The sequence below is a fragment of the Rhodohalobacter mucosus genome, assembly GCF_003150675.1.
Lineage (GTDB): Bacteria > Bacteroidota > Rhodothermia > Balneolales > Balneolaceae > Rhodohalobacter > Rhodohalobacter mucosus.
Window position 1 is genome coordinate 221,002 of record NZ_QGGB01000001.1, and the last position, 19,384, is coordinate 240,385.

General features: G+C 49.1%; 17 protein-coding genes. 4 read left to right on the plus strand and 13 right to left on the minus strand.

All coding sequences use genetic code 11. The annotated features are described in order from the left end of the window. Positions 1-172: 172 nt before the first annotated feature. From DDZ15_RS00905 to hemH, 4 genes are all read right to left on the minus strand, one after another. Positions 173-922: a uroporphyrinogen-III synthase gene (locus tag DDZ15_RS00905; protein WP_109643916.1), complete on the minus strand. Its 750-nt coding sequence runs from the start codon at positions 920-922 to the stop codon at positions 173-175. Positions 923-983: 61 nt separating this feature from the next. Continuing rightward, positions 984-1,910: a hydroxymethylbilane synthase gene (gene hemC / locus DDZ15_RS00910; protein ID WP_109643917.1), complete on the minus strand. Its 927-nt coding sequence runs from the start codon at positions 1,908-1,910 to the stop codon at positions 984-986. Continuing rightward, positions 1,903-3,162 (minus strand): glutamyl-tRNA reductase, encoded by a 1,260-nt coding sequence (gene hemA, locus DDZ15_RS00915; protein WP_109643919.1) that lies wholly within the window; start codon positions 3,160-3,162, stop codon positions 1,903-1,905. The genes hemC and hemA overlap by 8 nt, the downstream gene beginning before the upstream one ends. Positions 3,163-3,165: 3 nt before the next feature. Next, positions 3,166-4,323, minus strand: a complete 1,158-nt coding sequence (hemH, locus tag DDZ15_RS00920; protein ID WP_109643921.1) for a ferrochelatase — start codon at positions 4,321-4,323, stop codon at positions 3,166-3,168. A 178-nt stretch (positions 4,324-4,501) separates the two neighbouring features. On the opposite strand from hemH, the gene DDZ15_RS00925 reads away from it, so the two are divergent. Beyond that, positions 4,502-5,182, plus strand: coding sequence for an MIP/aquaporin family protein (locus tag DDZ15_RS00925; RefSeq protein WP_109643922.1), 681 nt, complete (start codon positions 4,502-4,504; stop codon positions 5,180-5,182). Here DDZ15_RS00925 and DDZ15_RS00930 read toward each other — a convergent pair. Both DDZ15_RS00930 and DDZ15_RS00935 read right to left on the minus strand, forming a co-directional pair. After that, complete coding sequence (locus tag DDZ15_RS00930) at positions 5,157-6,548, minus strand: sensor histidine kinase (RefSeq protein WP_109643924.1); 1,392 nt, start codon at positions 6,546-6,548, stop codon at positions 5,157-5,159. The genes DDZ15_RS00925 and DDZ15_RS00930 overlap by 26 nt on opposite strands. 17 nt (positions 6,549-6,565) lie before the next feature. Then, positions 6,566-7,264, minus strand: a complete 699-nt coding sequence (locus tag DDZ15_RS00935; RefSeq protein ID WP_109643926.1) for a response regulator transcription factor — start codon at positions 7,262-7,264, stop codon at positions 6,566-6,568. A gap of 123 nt (positions 7,265-7,387) precedes the next feature. Here DDZ15_RS00935 and DDZ15_RS00940 point away from each other — a divergent pair, with 123 nt between their 5' ends. After that, entirely contained in the window at positions 7,388-8,182 is a 795-nt protein-coding gene (locus DDZ15_RS00940) for an SDR family oxidoreductase (RefSeq protein WP_109643928.1), read from the plus strand. Positions 8,183-8,916: 734 nt separating this feature from the next. On the opposite strand, the gene DDZ15_RS00950 is transcribed toward DDZ15_RS00940, so the two are convergent. Next, a complete protein-coding gene (locus DDZ15_RS00950; protein WP_109643932.1) occupies positions 8,917-9,852 on the minus strand; it encodes a DUF58 domain-containing protein in 936 nt (311 codons plus the stop codon). 405 nt (positions 9,853-10,257) lie between these two features. Between DDZ15_RS00950 and DDZ15_RS00955 the strand changes: the two genes are divergently transcribed. Both DDZ15_RS00955 and DDZ15_RS00965 read left to right on the plus strand, forming a co-directional pair. Next, positions 10,258-11,166 carry a dimethylarginine dimethylaminohydrolase family protein gene (locus tag DDZ15_RS00955; protein WP_109643934.1) on the plus strand — a complete coding sequence of 303 codons (909 nt, stop codon included), beginning with the start codon at positions 10,258-10,260 and terminating at the stop codon, positions 11,164-11,166. Positions 11,167-11,532: 366 nt separating this feature from the next. Further along, positions 11,533-12,297, plus strand: a complete 765-nt coding sequence (locus tag DDZ15_RS00965; RefSeq protein ID WP_109643938.1) for a DUF481 domain-containing protein — start codon at positions 11,533-11,535, stop codon at positions 12,295-12,297. Positions 12,298-12,482: 185 nt separating this feature from the next. On the opposite strand, the gene DDZ15_RS00970 is transcribed toward DDZ15_RS00965, so the two are convergent. From DDZ15_RS00970 to DDZ15_RS00995, 6 genes are all read right to left on the minus strand, one after another. After that, positions 12,483-12,725, minus strand: coding sequence for a UPF0175 family protein (locus DDZ15_RS00970; protein ID WP_109643941.1), 243 nt, complete (start codon positions 12,723-12,725; stop codon positions 12,483-12,485). Positions 12,726-13,247: 522 nt separating this feature from the next. Further along, positions 13,248-14,213: a 6-bladed beta-propeller gene (locus tag DDZ15_RS00975; protein WP_158278570.1), complete on the minus strand. Its 966-nt coding sequence runs from the start codon at positions 14,211-14,213 to the stop codon at positions 13,248-13,250. A gap of 136 nt (positions 14,214-14,349) precedes the next feature. Continuing rightward, positions 14,350-15,465 carry a 6-bladed beta-propeller gene (locus tag DDZ15_RS00980; RefSeq protein ID WP_158278571.1) on the minus strand — a complete coding sequence of 372 codons (1,116 nt, stop codon included), beginning with the start codon at positions 15,463-15,465 and terminating at the stop codon, positions 14,350-14,352. Between the two features lie 430 nt (positions 15,466-15,895). Beyond that, positions 15,896-16,915 (minus strand): 6-bladed beta-propeller, encoded by a 1,020-nt coding sequence (locus DDZ15_RS00985; protein ID WP_158278572.1) that lies wholly within the window; start codon positions 16,913-16,915, stop codon positions 15,896-15,898. Between the two features lie 421 nt (positions 16,916-17,336). Next, positions 17,337-18,563: a 6-bladed beta-propeller gene (locus DDZ15_RS00990; protein ID WP_158278573.1), complete on the minus strand. Its 1,227-nt coding sequence runs from the start codon at positions 18,561-18,563 to the stop codon at positions 17,337-17,339. Positions 18,564-18,979: 416 nt separating this feature from the next. Beyond that, a complete protein-coding gene (locus tag DDZ15_RS00995) occupies positions 18,980-19,384 on the minus strand; it encodes a beta-barrel domain-containing protein (RefSeq protein WP_109643950.1) in 405 nt (134 codons plus the stop codon).

A 19,384-nucleotide genomic window follows, 5' to 3' on the forward strand; every position in this document is an offset into this window, starting at 1 on the left:
TCAGGTATTTATAAAATGTTTGGGAATTTGTCCCCCTTATCCCGTGGGGATCCCTATGGGAAAAGGGGGATATTCACATTTCGGAGATGAGCTCTGCTCCAATTCTCAATCTGGTTGAACACACCCCTATATCCCCTCTCGAGAGGGGACTTTTTGGTTTCTTCCTTTAGTTTCAAATATCCTCCATTAATTTGGCCACAAACTTTAAAAACATTTCCGTATCGGGCTGAGGGGAGATATGAACATGCTTCCCGGATTCGATGCTGAGTTCTTCAGCTGTGGTTGAACCGATCGCAAAGAGCTCCGGCAATCCGTTTCGGGTAAATCCACCGCTGTTCCGGAAGGCCTGTACCGCGCTTGGGCTGTAAAACAGGATTGCTTCAAACGTGTTCAGGTTGTCGGGCAGTTCCATCTCATTGAGATCGGTGGCATACACCACTATATCCCTGACCTGTACGTTTGATTCTTTAAGATACTGCCTGAATTCGTCCCTGCGCCGGTTTCCGCAGAAGTGAAGTACCACGGTATCCGCAGGAACCTCACCGTTGAGAAAGTCATCCGCGAGCAGCTGTGCCAGCCCCACGCCATCCTGCCTCTCCGGAGTCCGGATATCCTTTTTATCCCAGCCTGCTTCAAACAGTGCTTCAGCTGTTTTTCCTCCCACGGCATAGACACGCAGGTTTTCGGGAAGATCCAGCCCGGCCCGGCGGAACCGCTCAAACCCTCTGACGCCGTTGGCACTGGTAAAAGCAATTACCATTTTACCTGCCCGGCGTACTGTATCCTGAACCGACAACCAGTTGTCCCGATAGGTGATCGAGATAGCCGGCATTTCAACAAGGACAAGGCCGATTTTCTTCGCCAGCTCTCGCTGATCATCCGACATCTCACGGGTAACAAGTATGGATTGGGTTGCAGACATTGTTGTTGGTTTGGGTTGAATGACCCCTTTTCTTTTAGAGAGTGACCGGAAGCATCACTTCCTACTGTTGTTTCCTCATATCCTCAACCAGCTTATCCGCTCCCTGTGCAAGCAAATTGCGTGCAGCATGTCGCCCCATCTCTTCCGACTCTTCCACCGGCGCTTTTACTTCAATATCATATTGCAGTGACCCGTCAATTTTCAGCACTACGGCGTGCAGAATAACCTCGTCGCCCTCTATCCACGCAAAAGCACCTACCGGGGCGCTGCAGCCGCCCTCCAATTCGTTCAGAAGTTCACGTTCCAGTCGGGTGCAAAGTTCTGTTTCCTTATGATTCAGAATAGAGGTTATTTCAATCATGCGCTCATCCTCTTCCCTAACCATCACCGCCATGGCTCCCTGTGCGGGCGCGGGGACCATCCAGTCGAGGTACTCGCTGATATGATGGTCGAGGCTGATCCGTTTCAGTCCTGCCGCCGCAAAGATCGCGCCGTGCCATTCATTTTCACGCACTTTCCGGAGGCGCGTATTAACGTTTCCGCGGATATTGGTAATTTCATGGCCCGGATAACGGTGAAGCCATTGAGCCTTCCTGCGGTTGCTGCTCGTGGCGATGATCGCGGAGATGCTGTCATCATTCAAAAAACCCGTTCCCTTCGGAGCCACGAGGCTGTCGCGCGGGTCCTCCCGCTCCATCACGGCGGATACGGCGAGTGGAAGCGGGTTATCGGTTGGAAGATCCTTGTAGGAGTGAACCGCTACATCTATCTGTGATTTCAGAAGCGCATCATCGAGTGCTTTGGTGAATACGCCTTTCCCGCCCATTTCAGTCAGCGGTGTGGTGAGATCCAGGTCGCCTTCCGACTTTACAAATACAATCTTTGTGGGGTGACCCTGTTTTTGAAGCTCTTTTTCCACCTGATGCGCCTGCCAGGTTGCAAGCTCGCTGTCGCGCGTTCCAATCCGGATCGGGGAAGCGTCACTCATGTCTGTTTTCCGATTCCAGCTTGAACATACGCGCCACCATTTCCGCCACCTCATCCGAATTGTGGTGATCTCTCAGATGTTCAATGCTGTATGCCGCAATTTTGTTGACAATGCGGCGGGTGAGGTTCTCAATTTTGTCGTAATCGTCGGTCTCGATCTTGTTACGGAAAAAGTTGAGCTCATCTTCGCGAATGGTTTCAAATTTCCTGGTAAGCGCCTTGATGGTCGGAACTACCCGCTGCTCATTGAGCCACAGCTTGTAGTCGGAAAACTCTTCAGCGAGGATATTTTTGACAGCCGGCACCTCCTGCTCGCGCTGCCTGTATGCCTCATCAGTCACATCGCTGAGCATATCCATGTTGGCAACATCGATAAAATGGAGTGAAGCAACCTCTGGATCGATGTTTCGGGGAACGGAAAGGTCCAGCATTACCCTGAACTTCGGGTCTTTCAGCGACGGTTCCATGTGTTCCATGCAGATCACCGGTTCGGAAGCTCCGGTAGCCACAATTACCAGGTCGGCTTCAGCGATCTGTTCCGGAAGATGGTCCATGTCGGCCACCTCCAGGTTGAATTTATCTGCAACAAATTCTGCACGGTCGCGTGTGCGGTTTACCAGCGTAAGCTTGCTGGCGCCCAGGTTCACCAGGTTTTTGCAGGTCACCTTTCCGATTTTGCCGGTTCCGACAAGCAGAATATTCTTACTGGTGAGGTTATCGAATGTACGCATGGCAAACTGTATCGCCGCATACGCCACCGTGGCCGCCCCCCTGCCGAGCGAGGTCTCGTTCCTGGAGCGCTTGTGTGCACGAAAAACGTGCTGCATCAGCCTGTGAAACTCTCCTGAGACCATGTCGCGTGATGCGGAATAGTCGTATCCTTCCTTCACCTGTTTTACAATCTGCAGGTCGCCCAGAATCTGGGAATCGAGGCCGGTTGCAACACGGAACAGGTGTTCTACCGCACGTTCGCCCTCCATTTCAAAACCGTAGCGGTGAAATTCGTCGAGGGTCCCCTTGGAGTAGGTAGTAAGAAGGCGGATGAGCTCGCGTGTGGTGGCGCCTTCTGCAAAAATCTCGGTGCGGTTGCAGGTTGAAATCACAAAGAGGCTGTTGATGCCCTCCCTGCAGGCGCCGTCAAGAAGCATGGTGCGCCCGTGCCGTCCAAGGCTGAATTTTTCACGCACCTCCACCGGAGCATCCCAGTGATTGATGCCAATAACCGTAAAATCCTTAATTGTCGGATGAACCATCCCTTACGTTTTAACTGCTGACTTTTCGCGACGTGCACTGCCATTTTCGGGCACGGCGTCTGATTGCTGATCCCATTGAACGGCCCCTTCGGAAATTTCATGCTTCAGGACATTGACGGTCTCTTCGGCCAGCGCCCTGATATATCCCGGATGGTCGTTCAATCCATTCATCACCTTGTAGTTCTCAAACTCAAAACCTTCCTCTTCCATATCCTCAACGAGCTCCACCCCGAGCTCGTATAGCGTCTCGATATGATCGGTCACGAACGCGATCGGAATCATAAGAAAATTTTTGATTCCATACTCGAGATGCCTCTCCACCAGATCCTCAGTATTGGGTTGCGTCCATTTCTGGGGACCCACTCTTGACTGAAAACTGAGCCAATAGGAATTTTTCTCCTCTCTGCGGGCCATCACGGCTTCCATGGTCTCTTTAATTTCGACCGTGTAGGGATCACCGCTTCGTACTTCCAGCAGGGGTGTTCCGTGAGCACTGAAAATGAAATGCGTTTTTTTGCGGGTTTCCTCATCCATCTCAGCAAGCGCTTCATCGATCCGCGCGTTAATCGCTCCCAGGTAGCTTTCATTATGGTAGTAGTTCTTCACATGAAACTCCTTCCAGGGCTTGTTGCCGTCGGGAAACTTCTCCTTCACCACATTTTCCCAGTCGCGGAAGCTGCTTCCGGTGGTGGTCCATGAAAACTGTGGATAGAGCGGCATCAAAACTGTATGAGTAATACCGTCTTCCACCATGTCGTCCATCACTTGGTCTGCAAATGGAAGCCAGTAGCGCATACAGGTGTAGACTTTAACCTCATGCCCGGGCATAATTTTTTTGAAATATTTTTCAAGGCCTCTTCTCTGCGCTTCTGTCAATCCGTTAATCGGTGAGCAGCAGTCAGAAACAACTTTATTCTTTCGGTTAAAGCAGTGCTTGTTCCCTGTACAGCCGTTCGGACATCCGTTAATTTCCTTGTAATCTTCAGCCACGCTTGGCGCACGGAATTTGGAGATCACATTCGAAAAAGCTTTTTGAGTGACCCCGCCTCCGAGCTTGATGATATCCTCGTCCCGAAAGAGGTTTTTGAGGAAAATTCTCACATTGTCCTCATGGGTGGGACCGCCGAGGTTCATCAGTACTACTCCAATACGCATAGACATTTATCAGAAATGGCTGTTTTAGTCTTATAAGGCTTCAATTGTCAAAGAAACCGTTTTTTTGTGAAGCAATCGTGAAGAGCAAATTCATGATCCCGCCCTGCCGAAACCGCTTCACGCCTGATGAGATGAGCTGTTAACAAAGTTAAACAAACGATTAATATAAATATTTGCATTATAGGTGCAGCTCAAAGTAGATTCGGGTCGCTACCTGCTCATTGAACTGTTCTTCATGCAAAAATATCAGGCCGAGCTAATCGGGGTACTTTTTTTAACGCTTGCAATCGGACTCACATCCAGTCCTCTTGCCATCGGTTTGATTCTCGGCACCTTGGTCTATCTTTTTTCGGATGCTTCAGGTGCGCACCTGAATCCGGCCGTTTCTGTTGCCTGCTGGGCGAGGGATGAAATCAGCACGAGGCAGCTCTGGAGCTACCTGATGGCGCAGTTAAGCGGTGCAGTACCCGCTGTGGTCTTTTTATGGTGGTTTACAGGCGGTACCTATGCGCCGATGCCTGAAAGTTCTGTGGGTACACTTCGATTTATCGCGCTTGAGCTGATCCTCTCACTGTTATTTGTGCTGACGTACCTGGGCATGATGTATCCTCCGCGAAGGAGGAAAAATCCCGCATTCGGATTTGTCATCGGCCTTGTGTTTGGGGCCTGCTACATGATTACGATACCGATTACCGGCATGGGGCTGAATCCCGTTACCACCACCATGTTTATTGTTGCCGACACGCTGAACAACGGCTACTCCTACTACTATCTCCCCGTCTATCTGATTGCTCCTTTGCTGGGAGGGCTCGCAGCCGTTTTCATTTATGGACGTGTTATCAGCCCCGGGAAAGATCGAAGCTGAATTCGCTGCCCTCGCCCGGTTTGCTTTTTACTCTGATATCCGTGCCATGAGCATTCAGGATGCTCTTCACGACAGCCAGACCAAGTCCCGTGCCGCCCTTATCCCTTGACCGTGCCTTGTCCGTACGATAAAAACGGTCGAACAGCCGTTCGAGGTGTTCAGGTGATATTCCGATCCCGGTATCGCGTATCGCAACGCTCACGCTGTCTTCATATTCATCGACCACAATGCCGATCTCTCCTTCAGCGGTATATTTCACGGCGTTTGAAACCAGGTTTTCGATCACCTGCTCAATTTTGTCCGGGTCGGCATGCACGGTATGCGGAGCTTCGTCGTATCGTAGTGAGAGGCCCTTCAGCCGCGCCTCGTCGCGATAGAGTTCAACGACATGCCTTATTATCTCACTTAGGTCGAATGTTTTCTTTTCAATAAAATAGCTGTCGGAATCGTACCGCTGAAGTGTGAGCAGATCCTTGAACAGCCGATTAATTCGTTCGGTTTGGCGCATCGCCGTTTGCAGGTAGTGATCACGCTTGCCCGGATCCAGGCTCTGCATCTGAAGCATTTCAAGCGAGCCGGCAATGGTGTGCAGCGGGTTACGTATTTCGTGCGTAATGTCCGCAAAAAACTGCCTCTGCTTTTCGTACAGTTTTTTAATCTCTTCATTGTCGGAGCGAAAACGTTCAGCCATCCTGTTCAGGGAAGCGGCAAGATCACCGAATTCGTCCTTGCGGTCGAGATTGAGCGTACGGTTCACGTTTCCCCCCGCAATATCCCTGGCGGCCGACTCGAGCTGCAGTATGGGACGTGAGATGTATCTGGAAAAAAGAATGCTTACCAGGATTACAAGCCCCATCGAGATAAACATCCCGCTGTATATAATCCACCGGATCGTTTTAATCGGCTCGTAAAGGCGGTCTTTCAGGATGCTCACTTTCAGGTAGGCGGCCGGATTCTGATCCGCATCCAGGCTTCGGTACGTTTCGAGCCGCTCACTGCCCTCTGAGTCCGGCAGATAGGTGCTTTCCCGGTCGGCGATCATCTGAAGGATGTTTTCGCTCAGAACTTCTGCCGCCTGGAGCTCTGCGCTGTAGGGAACCTCGGCAAAGAGTACGCCCTCTTCATCGTACACAGCGATGCGATAGCCGGAGGTTCGTGCGGCTTCATTCAGGTTGGTGTCGAAGCCAGGGCCGGGCTGCAGGTTCTGGATGGTAATGGCAAGCCACTCGGAATCGTTGATAATCTGCTCTCTTCCCGCTTCCAGCAGATAATTTCTGATAAAGAGAATAGAGTAGCTGCTAATGGCCGTGATACCGAAAATCAGCAAGAGAATGAAGGTCCATGCCAGTTTTGCGCGGATGCTCATGGGCGGGTTCGGTTCAGTTAATTGATCAGGTCCCGGTTCATTCCGTACCCCATTCCCCGGTACGTTTTAATCATATCGGCATCTTCCCCCAGTTTCAGCCTCAGATTCTTAATGTGCACATCCACCGTGCGGTCAAATACAAAGCGATCGTCCCCGCTGATATGCTCCAGGATTTCCTGACGGGTGTACACTCTTTTCGGGTTCTGGAAAAACAGCTCCGTCAACGCATACTCCGTGGAGGTGAGGTCGATGCGCTGATTGCCTGAATAGAGATCTTTGCCCGCCGTATCCAGGTAGAGAGATCCGTGCTGGATCCATTTGCTGTTTTTGGGATGCTGCCTCCGCAACAGGGATTCGATATGCGCTTTCACCAGTTTCAGGCTGGCAGGTTTGGATATGTAATCATCGGCTCCAAGTTCCAGCCCCTCTATTTCATCCTTCTCCTTGTCTTTGGCCGTAAGAAAAATGACAGGAATATCGCTGAGTACGGGGTGTTTGCGAATCACTCTGCAGATCTCCTTACCGTTTACGTGCGGAACCATGATATCGAGCACCGCAACCTGGATGTCGCCGGCCTCTTTATCGATGATATCCAGCGCCTCGCGGCCGTCGCGCGCAAGTAACACGCGGTAGTCGCTCATTTCCAGAAAATTGGCCAGCATTTCGGCCGGCTCCTGCTCATCTTCAACTAATAGAATGGTTTGTTTCGGCTGCATGCAGATGATAGCTTTTAAAGGGTACGGTTTTTACCTTGGATTATCGGCCGACGGGCAACTCCCGTTTCGACATCGCGGTTGAAACGTGTTGCATTTACAATACTACTTGAATCAAACAATACCATGGGCCCAGAAAAAAAAGTCATTTGGATCACCGGCGCCTCATCGGGTATCGGTGAAGCACTGGCGTACGAATTTAACAAAAAAGGGGCACACTTAATTCTTTCTTCACGCAGGCCTGAAGAACTGGAACGGGTTAAGATTGCGTGCGAGAATCCTGATGAGAGCGTTCGCATCCTGCCGCTGGACCTGGCTGATACACAGAGTCTGAACGCCAAAACTAAAGAGGCCCTTTCCATGTTCGGCTCCATCGATATGCTGATCAACAACGGGGGTATCAGTCAGCGAGCCTATGCGGTGAACACCTCCATGGAGACCGTGCGGCGAATCATGGAGGTGAACTTTTTTGGAACCATAGCTCTCACCAACGCGGTGCTGCCGCATATGATTGAGCAAAACTCCGGACATATTGTGGTTATCAGCAGCGTGATGGGCAAGATTGGCACCCGGTACCGCTCGGCCTATGCGGCATCCAAGCACGCGCTGCACGGCTGGTTCGACTGCCTCAGGCAGGAGGTGTATGAACACGATATTGACGTGAGCCTGGTATGCCCCGGCTTTGTGAAAACCAATGTCACGGTAAATGCCCTTACAGGCGACGGCGACAAATACAACAAGATGGAAAAGGCCCAGAAAAGCGCCATGCCGGCCGACGAATTTGCCAAAAAGCTGCTGCCCAAACTGGCCAAAAAGAAAGAAGAGATCTATATCGGCGGCTCTGAAATCCTGTCTGTTTACGTAAAACGCCTCTCGCCACGGCTGCTGAATATGATCTTGAAAAAAGTGCAGGTGACCTGAGGGAACAAAAGAACGGACGAACAGACGAACCGAGAAGGGTAAAGTTCCAAATAACAAGCACCAAATTCCAAGTACTCCCCAACTCCAAGTACTCCTAACTCCAGGCACTGCTTTAACCCAGTTTTTTCCTCTTATTGAGATAGGCCATTAACTCGGTTGATCGGTTGTACGGTTTGTCTGTTGCTCGGTTGCTCGGTTGCTCGGTTGCTCGGTTGAATATTTCGTACTGTTTCCATCGCTCCTCCCGAATGTTCGGGATCGGGGCAAAGGCCGAGGAGATTATGAATGTTTGGCGGCGAGGAACAGTCCCGATTCCACACCAAATCTAGCGCGCCGTCCATTACTAAACCCACAGCTTTCATCCCGACCGGAACCGTAAGCCAACGGTGGAGCGGAGGGATCCCCGAATCGTGCAACGGGGCAAACTTTGGCAAATTCCCACTTCTTACGGGTTCGGCGATCCCTCGATTCCACCGCTCCGGAAAAAGCATCCGGACCGGTTTCACTTGGGATGACAATGGCACGATATTACAATGGCGGCGCATCCTGATACCAAATAGAACTATGGCTTTCCAGCGCCGCTTTAAAGTATGTCAGTGTGTCGGGCAATGGTGAAACGTCAAACGGGAGACAGGAGACGGGTGTTGATTGATGACTGACGACTTGTGACTGGCGATTTTTTAGCCTATCTCAATACTCAGTACTCACTACTCATGACTCCTAACTCCAAGTACTCACCCTAATCGTTTCCTCTTATTCAGATAAGCCAGAAGCGCCAAATCGAAGGGGCTCATGGTGTCTATTTCCTCGAAATCGATGCGGGAGTCGTTGCATGCGATCTTAAATTGGGTGGTGTACTCTTTTACCTTTCGCTTGTACTCCTCGCGAACCTGTGCGGGAATCACCTCGAGTTCGGAACCGGTTTCCATATCCTCAAAAAGAAACTTGCCGTCCGGAAAATCGAGTTCGCGCTCGCTTTTGTGCTCAAGTATGTTGAACAGCAGCACTTCATGTTTTTTGTGGCGAAGATGGCGCAGTGCCGACAGCAGCGGCTCATGGTTTTCCACGTTTTCAAAGAGGTCCGACATCACAATCACCAGGCTGCGGTGCTTCAGCCTTTCGGCCAGGTGATGAAGCGCTTCTGCTGATGCGGACGAACGGCGCCGGGTTCCGTACTCATCCTCCTTCTCATTGCGTTCCCTCTCCAGCTGCTCCTCCAGTTTGGTGTAGAGCAGCCTAAGGTGACTGTAAGACGACCTTGCAGGGAGCATTTCGCGGATCTCCTCATCGAACAGGGTGAGTCCGCATGCATCCCGCTGGCGATGCAGCATGTACATGAGCGAACCGGCCAGGTGAATGGCATATTGCAGCTTGCTCCACTCCGCAAAGTATTTGAAACGCATGGAACTGCTCACGTCAAGCACCACGTAGGCGCGCAGGTTGGTTTCGGCCTCGTAGCGCTTTATATAAAAACGCTCCGTTTTGCCGTACACCTTCCAGTCAATATGACGGAACTCATCACCCTGGTTGTACGGCTTGTGCTCCGCAAACTCGACGCTGAACCCGTGATACGGGCTCCGGTGCAGGCCGGAGATAAATCCCTCCACAATGGTCCGCGCCTTCATTTCAAGCGGCGCCAGGCGGGTGAGGATGTCGGGGTTGAGGATCATGGATGTAAAGTACAATGAATCTCTTAGAGAAGACAGGGTACGGAACAGAAGAACGGATGAACGGATGAACAGAGAAACCGATAAAGGAAATAATATGTGATTTGCGACCGGCGACTAGTGACTTGCGATTTATTATAGTGTGTGAGTCATAAGGCAGAAGTGAAAAGTGAAAAGTATGCCCTGAGCGGAGTCGGTGGGTGAAACTTAAGACCGGGGACCGACGACCGGCGACCGTGAACCGTGAACCGTGAACCGTGAACCGTGAACAACCTACAACAAACAACTGACCACCCAAACATATAAACACGTTGTCACATTAACACTTTAACACCATACCGTTTTCCCTTATCTTCATGGTCCCTGTTTTGGAAAAGAACAGCGGCCTGTCTATCATTAAAATCTGCCATGACAAAAAAGCAATCCATATATACCTCTGCTGATCAGCTTGATTTCACAATTTCGGATCTGCAGGCTATGCCCGTACCGTCGGAAGTGCTGATGGTAAAGCCGACCTATTTCGACGTGGAGTACGTCATAAATCCCCATATGAAGGGACATGTTGGCCGGGTGGACAAAATGCAGGCCCAGAATGAGTGGGAGCACCTGGCCGATGCCTATGAAGAACATGGGTTCCGGGTGCACATGCTCGACGGGATGCGGGGCATGCCCGATATGGTATTTTGCGCCAACCAGAGCCTCCCTTTTATCGATACGGATGGCACACGGAAGGTAATCATGAGCATCATGCACGCCGAGCAGCGCAAAAAGGAGGTGGATGCCATTGAGGCGTGGTATCGCACACAGGATTATGAAATTTTGCACCTCGATCCGGAGAAAGTATCCGATTTTGAAGGCATGGGCGATGCCATCTGGCATTTCCGCCGCCGGCTGCTGTGGGGCGGATACGGGTTCCGTTCGTCCATTGAAGCGTATGAAGAGGTCTCCCGGCTGCTGGATACGCCCGTGATCGCCCTCGAACTGGTGGATGACAAGTTTTACCATCTCGATACCTGTTTCTGTTCCCTCGATGAGAAGACGGTTCTGGTATATCCGGACGCATTTACCAATGAGGGAATGAAGCTGATTCACGCTCTGTACAAAAACGTGATTGAGGCCACATCCTATGAGGCGGAAAAACTCTTTGCCGTCAACGCCGCGTGTCCCGACGGCAAGAACGTATTCATCCAGCAGGGCTGCACCGACGTGAACAAAAAACTGCGCGACGCCGGCTTTGCCGTACACGAGTTCAGCACCTATGAATTCATCAAGAGCGGCGGCAGCGTGTTTTGTATGAAGATGATGCTGTGGCGCTGAGCAATGTTCAATCGCGCAACCTGCAATGATCAATATATAAGTTGGTGCATGGTGCAGGGTGCAGGGTGCAGGGTGCAGGGTGCAGGGTGCAGGGTGCAGGGTGCAGGGTGCAGGGTGCAGGTAAAAGTTGTTGGAAATCAGAGATCAGAGTTCGCATATCTCCAATCAGAGATCCTCTCCCCGTCTCACTACTCACTACTCACTACTCACTACTCACTACTCACTACTGAAAAATCGAATGATTTCCCCGCAAATCACATTCAAAATTATCAGTATTTTATCGAAATCTATTGACCATAGACCATAGACCACCAACCACCCCCCCAATAATCAATCATCAATAATAAATAATCAATCCCCTCTCCAATGCATCGCATCTCTGTTCTTATTCCCATTCTTTTCCTGGCAATAACCTTTCCCGCTACCGCCCAAGTTCTCAACGTGGAGCAGGTCCGGGCCGACTCGGATACCACGGGTTGGGTCGGGGAACTGGGCTTCGACCTTTCCCTGAACAAGTTCAACGACCGCGTTCTCAAAACCGGCGGCGAGGCAAATGCTTCCTATTTTTCTCACCTCCACCAATACATTCTCCTAACACAGCTGGATATCGTTACGGTGGACGGAAATCCCCTGGTGAGTGACGGGTATTCGCATTTGCGCGCAACACTCCTTCGAAAAAAACCACTGTCCCCGGAGCTGTTCACCCAGTACCAGTACAACAACAACCTGGATCTGAAAAACCGCGCGCTTGCAGGCGCCGGTGTGCGCTATAATTTTCTAAATGGAGAGAGTATAAGCGGATCATTTTCAACCGGACTCATGGCCGAGTATGAGGAATGGGAACTTTCAGACACCGAAACGGTGGAGAACACCTTCCTGAAAAGCACCAGCAACCTGGTGATCCGCGGTCAGCTGAACCCGCAGGCGTCACTCACACTGATCGGCTACTACCAGGCCCGGCCCGACCGCTTCTTTGAGCCCCGCGTCACATCCGAAAACCGCCTTACCCTGCGCATCAGCGAACGGCTCAGCTTTCGGGTGAACTTTACCTTGATGTACGACACGGATCCGGTGATCGATGTGCCGAACCTGACGTACGAGCTCAAGAACGGACTGGTGTTTACGCTTTAAAGCAAGGTTGGTTCACCGCCACCGAAGTCTCGGGGCAGGCAACGGCGCTAAGGGCGCGGAGTTTATTGGGGCTTCATGGTGAGATTTGTGGGGATTGCCACTGAGGCACGGAGAATGGATATATAATTTTTCCCTTCCGTGTTTCGCTTCGCGGGGAAAAGATGAGCCGTGGCTATATTGAAGTATCACAAACTATGACGCCGGGCATTTTTTATATCTTCATCCATTTCGTCTGCAGAATAATTGATTACTGAAACATTATAATCGGCAAGCAGCTCCATAAAGGTTTCTTTTGAATATCCGGCCAGTTCAGCAGCCTGACCCAGCGTCAGTTTCCCTCTTTCATACAATTTGGACGCCAATGACATTCTCGCCTCGTTGTCATCGATATCGGCAGTATTTGGTATGTTTATCGTCAGCGTTTTCATAACAAAATGTACTTAAATTTTCTCATTAACGATAATGAGAGCCTGATGTTCTACAAGACAGGCTTTTAATTAAGATTAAAGACTCTGTCGCCTGTCTGGAAGTCTCACCGCGGGGGCACGGAGGGCGCGGAGGTTTTTGTGTGGGGCTTCATAGCGAGATTTGAGGGGTTGCCACAGAGGCACGGAGAAAAGATGGATACTTATTCCCTTCCGTGTTTCACTTCGCGGGGAAATGATGAGCTGTGGCTATTATACAGTATCCCGGTTTTGCTGCAGCCATGAAAGAATATCAGAACGGAGTATGCAGCCGCAGTCCATTTGATCGTATTGGCAGTAGAGGGAGAATGATTTCGCCCAATAAAAGTCATCAAGTTGATGGATTCTATCCAGCAATAATGCTGAATTTATCAATTAAGAGTTAAGTTGCAGTTTCTATTTATCTCTCCAATTGGCGTCTCCGGATTAAACACGTTCATTATCTTTTCAGATAAACACAGAATGATGCTCTATGCCAAGTGTAATCTATATATTCGAATAGTTGATCTTATAAACATGGAGCCTTACCTCTCCAATCGGGGTAGTTACATGAAACAATACTTTATCACCGTAAATGCCCAACATTTGCAGCTCATTCTCTGAGGGCGGGATCGTTACCATGGTTTCATACTCGCCGTCGAGGCTGTAAATATCGATTTCATCCCGTGCGCCAAACTCCTTATTTCGATGTACCCACAACCAGTTACGGTCGCAGATTTCTATATTGCTGTAGATATGCTTGAACTTTCGTCCCTGCGCAATCCTGGCCGCATACTCCGGATGAATGCTGTTGGCAGCATCAATTCGTACCTGCATCTCCTCCTCTGAGTAGTAGACCACCTTTGAGCTCTTTCCAAACTCCCTGATTACTTCTCCTTCAGTATTGACAAGTCTTATCGGATATTGATCTATCATTCCGGAGGCAACGATGACCCCGTCATCCGTTATGGCAAGGTTACTGCCCGAGTCAAATGGGCGATTTACATCAAACCAATCCCTGATTACATAAGTAAAAAAGGGTGACACCTGTCCGGTATTCCTATCAATCTCCGAAATTGTCACTCTATCGAACCCGCTGGGCAACCGAGCAAATGGCCTTGTAAAAATAAACAGTGACCTGTTGGCTTGAATGAATTGGGTTCCTGCTCCGGCTCTGTAGGGTATGTCCGTAGAGTAGCTGAAGTCGGGGTTCCAAATCGAAATGCGGAGGTTTCTGCTATCAACCACATAAATATAACCATCCTGATCTGTGGTAATATTTCTCGGGGTTTGAAATTCTCCGGGCCCCCTGCCTGAGCGCCCAAATCGTGTCATGTATTTTCCTTCCTTGTCAAAAACCAGGATGGTCTTTTGATCCATATCGGTATAAAGGATCTCTCCGCCGCCCATGATGGCAGCCCCTCCAAACCTCCCCAATATGGCATCATCACTATCAGCAATTACCGTCTCCAAATGCAGGGAAACCGGTTGAACTGACTTGTCATGTTCATTATCCTGGGTACTAAATCCTAGTAATACGTATAGAATAAATAATTTAAGGGCCATTGTGCACTAACTAATTATACAAAAGTAAGATTTTGTTATTTACTTATTCCGTTACTCGTTCAACTCTATAACGAACAACCGTCTGTAACCCGGTCTCTGCATCCTCTTCCCGGGTGTAGAAATAATCTCCCTGGATGTGTGTAAATGTACTTCCATTGATATACGGAGGGGCTTCCCGATCTCCGGGCCAACGAAATTTCCCAATCAACTCTCCATTAGTTTCAATAACCCACCATTCAAGTTCATCTTCTGTTTCTGTAAATGTTGAAATCCATAATCGTTCATTGTCATCAGACCACATGGATTGCATTATCGGCCAAACTTTTGGTAATTCTACACTTTCAGCTATGTCCATTGTCATTTTGTTTGCAGAATTTCGGGCATCCTCTCTTGTTACGGGAATTCTTGGGACAGGATAATAAAACCCTTCAATCACATCCCCCTCTTTATTCAGTTCACGTATGAAAAGTTCATCCGAATCAGCAATGAAAATCCGACCGGTGGGGGTAACGGTAATCAATGGTTTTTTCTGAAAAGAAAACTGTTTCATAATGCTGCCCATATTCGAATCTCCCCAGTTTTCCAGTACCTCATTTTGTTTTAGAACTTCCTCTCCCAACTCTTGATAAGCACTATCAGCGGTGAAGTAGTGAATTGTTGCGGGCGTATCTTCAAAGGCTCTTTGAGGGGCTTTATATGCAAGGAGCCTTGTTTCATCATCGATGAAATAGTGCCTCCAAAATCGTTTGCCACTCAATTGACCGGCACTGTTTAAGTTGTTCAGATCGATACTGACCGTTTCCAGTAATTCAAAAGAGTCTGTTGAGTATGTGGTAATCCGTGATAATGCTATATCAACTACATATAGCCTATTTGAACGCACGTTTAAGCAACATATACTGTTAAACTCTCCCGGCCCCCGGCCACTTCTGCCAAGACTCGTTATATAATCCCCATCAGAAGAAAACAGATGGATTGTTAATGTCCCCGGCGCAATATCCCAAATATAAACCCTGCCTGAGTCGTCTGTAATAAACCCCCTGACATTGGCAAAAAACAGATCATCACTGTCTCCGAACTCCTGGTCCTTAATGAGCCTGATGGTATCTGCATTTTCAAAATCTTCTTCAGAAAAGACTGTCACGTTCTCTATTTCCATGATATAATCCGGCACTTTCTGCTCGGAACCTCTGCCCGAACAGGCCGCAGCAATAACAACTGAGAGAATTACCACGGAAACTCGGAGAAAGAGAGAGTGCATGGAATGGAATAAAGATTGTAACGTAAGATTTTACTGAACTTAAATACGAAATCGGGTTCATGTGCGCAACCTGTTTTTTCACCGCCCCGAAGTCTCGGGGCTAAGGCCGCGGAGTTATGTGGGGCTTCATAGTGAAATTTCAGGGTTGCCGGGGGGTTGCTACGCCCCATGGGGATCCCTGCGGGAGAGGCACGGAGAAAAGACGTATAAATTTTTCCTCCGTGTTTCGCTTCGCGGGGGAAATGATGAGCCGTGGCTATTATACAGTGCCCCGGTCTTGCTGCAGCCATGAAACGTGTTACCACGAATCATTTTAAACATCTGGATTTCATTTATCCAAGGTCAATTCAATAATCATTCTTTCACCGGTTTCCATATTCTTGTATCCATACAACTTATCTCCGGAATATGATATCCCAAGCAAATAGGTGGGTACTGTAATGTGCCGCACTTTATCGCTTTTCGTATGATAGTGAATCAATAGACCCGTATCACTTCCGGCATCAAAGACCCGCAAAATGAGGCTACCGTTATGTGCTACTAAATGATCATAATAGGGTAAGGTCTCGGTTTCATTAATGGCCGTTTCTACCGTGGGAGAACTTTCTATCAGACGATCATATCTCTTTTTTAAATACTCCCTCTGTGCATCAGAATTTTTTCGCTCACTGAGCGTGATCGCGGACAGGGTATCCTTTTCACCGGATATTAGATTGTAGGCATACACATTGGTCTTTTTAGACGTCATGTAGTAAAACCACTCTCCATCGAGATCCCAATGGGTCATGCTTCCCAGGAAGTTATCCATCTTTCCGATGGCCTCCTCACTTATGGGTATTTTATCATTACCGGGCAGTTCAAGGAGCCGGTTTACGGGCTGAAATTCCTCATTCAGTTCATAGAGATAAAAGATATTATCCCACGTCTCATAATCAGTCAGGCTCATAAACACCCCAAAAAACCCGAATTCCGTTACATATAAGCTGCTCATATGACTGTTTGCCTCATGTTTGTACGTGACGGTATTTTTTAGTGTGAGCTTACTCGTTTCATTATCCAGGCTATACATATGAACCCGATTCAGACGCTTGTCAAGAATGTAGATTGAGCCATCAGGGCCACGCTCAATTTGATTGATGAGCGCATACTCACCGGGCCCCCGTCCCTGTCCCCCCGTTTTTGAAAGCATTGTACCGTCTCGTTTAATAACTTTCAAAAACTTATCTGCATAATCGGACGCTAAAATATAGACCGAGCCTTCTAATGCATAAACGTGCAAAACGTTATACAGATCGGGGCTATCAATGAATGATTGCCGCTCTACCTCCAGTTCATCAGTTGATGACATGACACTCTCAATGAATGGATCAACCAAGAGATCATCATTACCCGGGGTTTCTGAACAAGAAAGCCCAAATAAAAACAGGAAAATAAATTGAACGATCGTTCTGATTTTCATTGAGATGTGTCATTCATTTTTTCAGCAGGACCCGGGTCCGCCACCATCACATTGAGCCATGCAGCAATTTGTCTGGCACAGATTGGAGTAACCCTTAATCGATTATAATTAAACATTTTGAATCTTCATCCGCTAATATATTTGGAATATATTCACCGCAGAGACGCAGGGCACGCAGAGGTTTTTTTGGGGGCTTCATGGCGAGATTTGGGGGATTGCCACTGAGGCACGGAGAATGAATATATAATTTTTCCCTTCCGTGCCTCTCGTTGACCCCTATGGGGTGTGGCTACAATGGTTAGCCCCAATCTCATCGCCTCTCCTCAAGTTCAATCCTATATTTCACAATTACCTGAAGCCCGGTTTCCTTATCGGTTTGGCGGGTGTAAGCATACCCGTTCTTCACCACCTCAATCGGTTCATCGCGGGGCCATTCGAATTGGGTGATCAGCTCTCCTGACTCGTCAACTACCCACCACTCATGACTGTCCAGGTCTTCAATGATGGTAGCGACCCAGAGCCGGCCCCTGTCGTCCACCAGGATATCTTCGAGGGCGGGCCAGGTATCCGGTATTTGTTCTTCCGGCGCGTTCTCAATTACGCTCACCCGCCATTCAAATACACCCTCTTCATAGTCACTGATCTGCTGGCTGATCGCATCCTCACGGGTAAACACCGCGTTTTGATACGGTGCATAGTACGTCCGCTGATAGTTTCCGGCGGCATCATATACCTTAATTAAAAATTCGCCGGAACGCGCCATATAGATGGCGTTCTCCGATGTTGTGATCAGGGTTGACCCCAGGAATTCAAACTGGGTAAACCGGTACTGCCCTTCCACCGTGGCCGACAAGGCCTTATAGGCCGGCAGCGTAAACAGGCTGTCCAATTCAAGTTTTCGGTTACGATCCATGAGATGATAGATGCGAAACCTGTTGTTCAGATTATATCCTTCATATGACGGATTGGGAACCAGCCGTGACGTAAAATTGACCAGGAATCTGTCGGGGTTGATAAAGACAAAGCCGCTTTGCATGAGGCCGTCCAGCCAGGCAACCTCCCTTTTGTTGATGGCCTGAATATGGATGGTACCGGACTCTTCATACGTATCCAATGAAAATGTGCTTAGCCTCATCATCATCGGGTCGTAAACGTGTATATATCCGTTTGAGAACTTAGGCCCTCCCATGGCACGAAACTCACCCGGGCCCGACCCTTCCCTACCAAAATGGGTGAGGTACCGCCCTGACTGATCAAAAACATGTACCCGGTGCTGCATGGCATCAGCTATATACAATTGCCCGTCATCATCAATGTCAAATTGCCCCAGCCTGCCAATAAGATTATGTTCCGAGCTTGCAAAAACGGCCTCTTTTTCCAAAAAAATGGTTAATAAACTGTTCTCCTCATCAGATACAACGAGCAGGTTTTCAAGCTCCGGTATGTTACTTGCATCTTCATGAGAACACCCCATCATGAATAAGATCAGGATTACAAAAAGCACTGACCTGAATATTGTAGTTTTAATATTCGACATAGTATTATTGTAAAAAAATGTAGCAAGGGCATAGAGAAATTCTGCCCCCGCTGTCATTCTTAATGTATTGCTAAATCGGAGCATTGTCCCCACGATCCGCTTGAATAAGGCCCATTCCGTCTGCAAGCCATGTCTGGATCTTCAGTGGTTAGCTCATACGTGATTTCCACTGCATCAGATCCATCATCATTCCAGCAAATCAGGCAATTCGTGCATTCATTTTCAGTGCAATCATGGTTTCCTGCCATAATCATCTTCATTTCACTACGGTTCAAAACGCCTTCTACTTGTGATAAGATTGATGAATTCATCGTTTTACCTCCATTTATTTAAAACCCGTTTTGCCATTTGACGGGGTACGGGTTATAAACTACACCCCTGTTTGATCACTCAAACACTCTTTGTTTCCCTGACACTCACCGCAACTCCTTGGTAATATTGTTATACACGCGTTCCAGAAGCCGCATGTCCTGCGTAATAATCTCGGCCCGGCCGGTCATGCCGTTTCTCGGCGGGATGTCGTGCCCGTAGCTGGTCAATAACCCGTCGGGGAAGTGAACTTTGGCGAGGAAGAGGCTGTCGCGTACGGGGAACTCCGAAAAGTACTCCACCTCGCCGTACACCGAACCGAACTCGTGATAGGGGTAGCCGCTGAACCGGACTATCACCCGCTGGCCTTCCCGGACCCTGCCGAACGACTGCTGGGCAACGGCAAGCTCGCCGAACCAGGTGGTGTTGCCGGGCTGCAGGTATAGCAGCTCCTGCCCGACCGCTGTGGCCGATAAAGCCTGATAATCCCTAAGTGTAAACAGGCTGCCCAA

Excerpts from the sequence above, each read along its gene's own strand:
- hemC (WP_109643917.1), bottom strand. The coding sequence starts at position 1,910 with ATGAGTGACGCTTCCCCGATCCGGATTGGAACGCGCGACAGCGAGCTT.
- hemH (WP_109643921.1), bottom strand. The coding sequence starts at position 4,323 with ATGTCTATGCGTATTGGAGTAGTACTGATGAACCTCGGCGGTCCCACC.
- hemA (WP_109643919.1), bottom strand. The coding sequence starts at position 3,162 with ATGGTTCATCCGACAATTAAGGATTTTACGGTTATTGGCATCAATCAC.
- DDZ15_RS00980 (WP_158278571.1), bottom strand. The coding sequence starts at position 15,465 with ATGGAAATAGAGAACGTGACAGTCTTTTCTGAAGAAGATTTTGAAAAT.
- DDZ15_RS00970 (WP_109643941.1), bottom strand. The coding sequence starts at position 12,725 with ATGAAAACGCTGACGATAAACATACCAAATACTGCCGATATCGATGAC.
- DDZ15_RS00940 (WP_109643928.1), top strand. The coding sequence starts at position 7,388 with ATGGGCCCAGAAAAAAAAGTCATTTGGATCACCGGCGCCTCATCGGGT.
- DDZ15_RS00955 (WP_109643934.1), top strand. The coding sequence starts at position 10,258 with ATGACAAAAAAGCAATCCATATATACCTCTGCTGATCAGCTTGATTTC.
- DDZ15_RS00965 (WP_109643938.1), top strand. The coding sequence starts at position 11,533 with ATGCATCGCATCTCTGTTCTTATTCCCATTCTTTTCCTGGCAATAACC.
- DDZ15_RS00990 (WP_158278573.1), bottom strand. The coding sequence starts at position 18,563 with ATGTCGAATATTAAAACTACAATATTCAGGTCAGTGCTTTTTGTAATC.
- DDZ15_RS00905 (WP_109643916.1), bottom strand. The coding sequence starts at position 922 with ATGTCTGCAACCCAATCCATACTTGTTACCCGTGAGATGTCGGATGAT.
- DDZ15_RS00985 (WP_158278572.1), bottom strand. The coding sequence starts at position 16,915 with ATGTCATCAACTGATGAACTGGAGGTAGAGCGGCAATCATTCATTGAT.
- DDZ15_RS00930 (WP_109643924.1), bottom strand. The coding sequence starts at position 6,548 with ATGAGCATCCGCGCAAAACTGGCATGGACCTTCATTCTCTTGCTGATT.
- DDZ15_RS00935 (WP_109643926.1), bottom strand. The coding sequence starts at position 7,264 with ATGCAGCCGAAACAAACCATTCTATTAGTTGAAGATGAGCAGGAGCCG.
- DDZ15_RS00950 (WP_109643932.1), bottom strand. The coding sequence starts at position 9,852 with ATGATCCTCAACCCCGACATCCTCACCCGCCTGGCGCCGCTTGAAATG.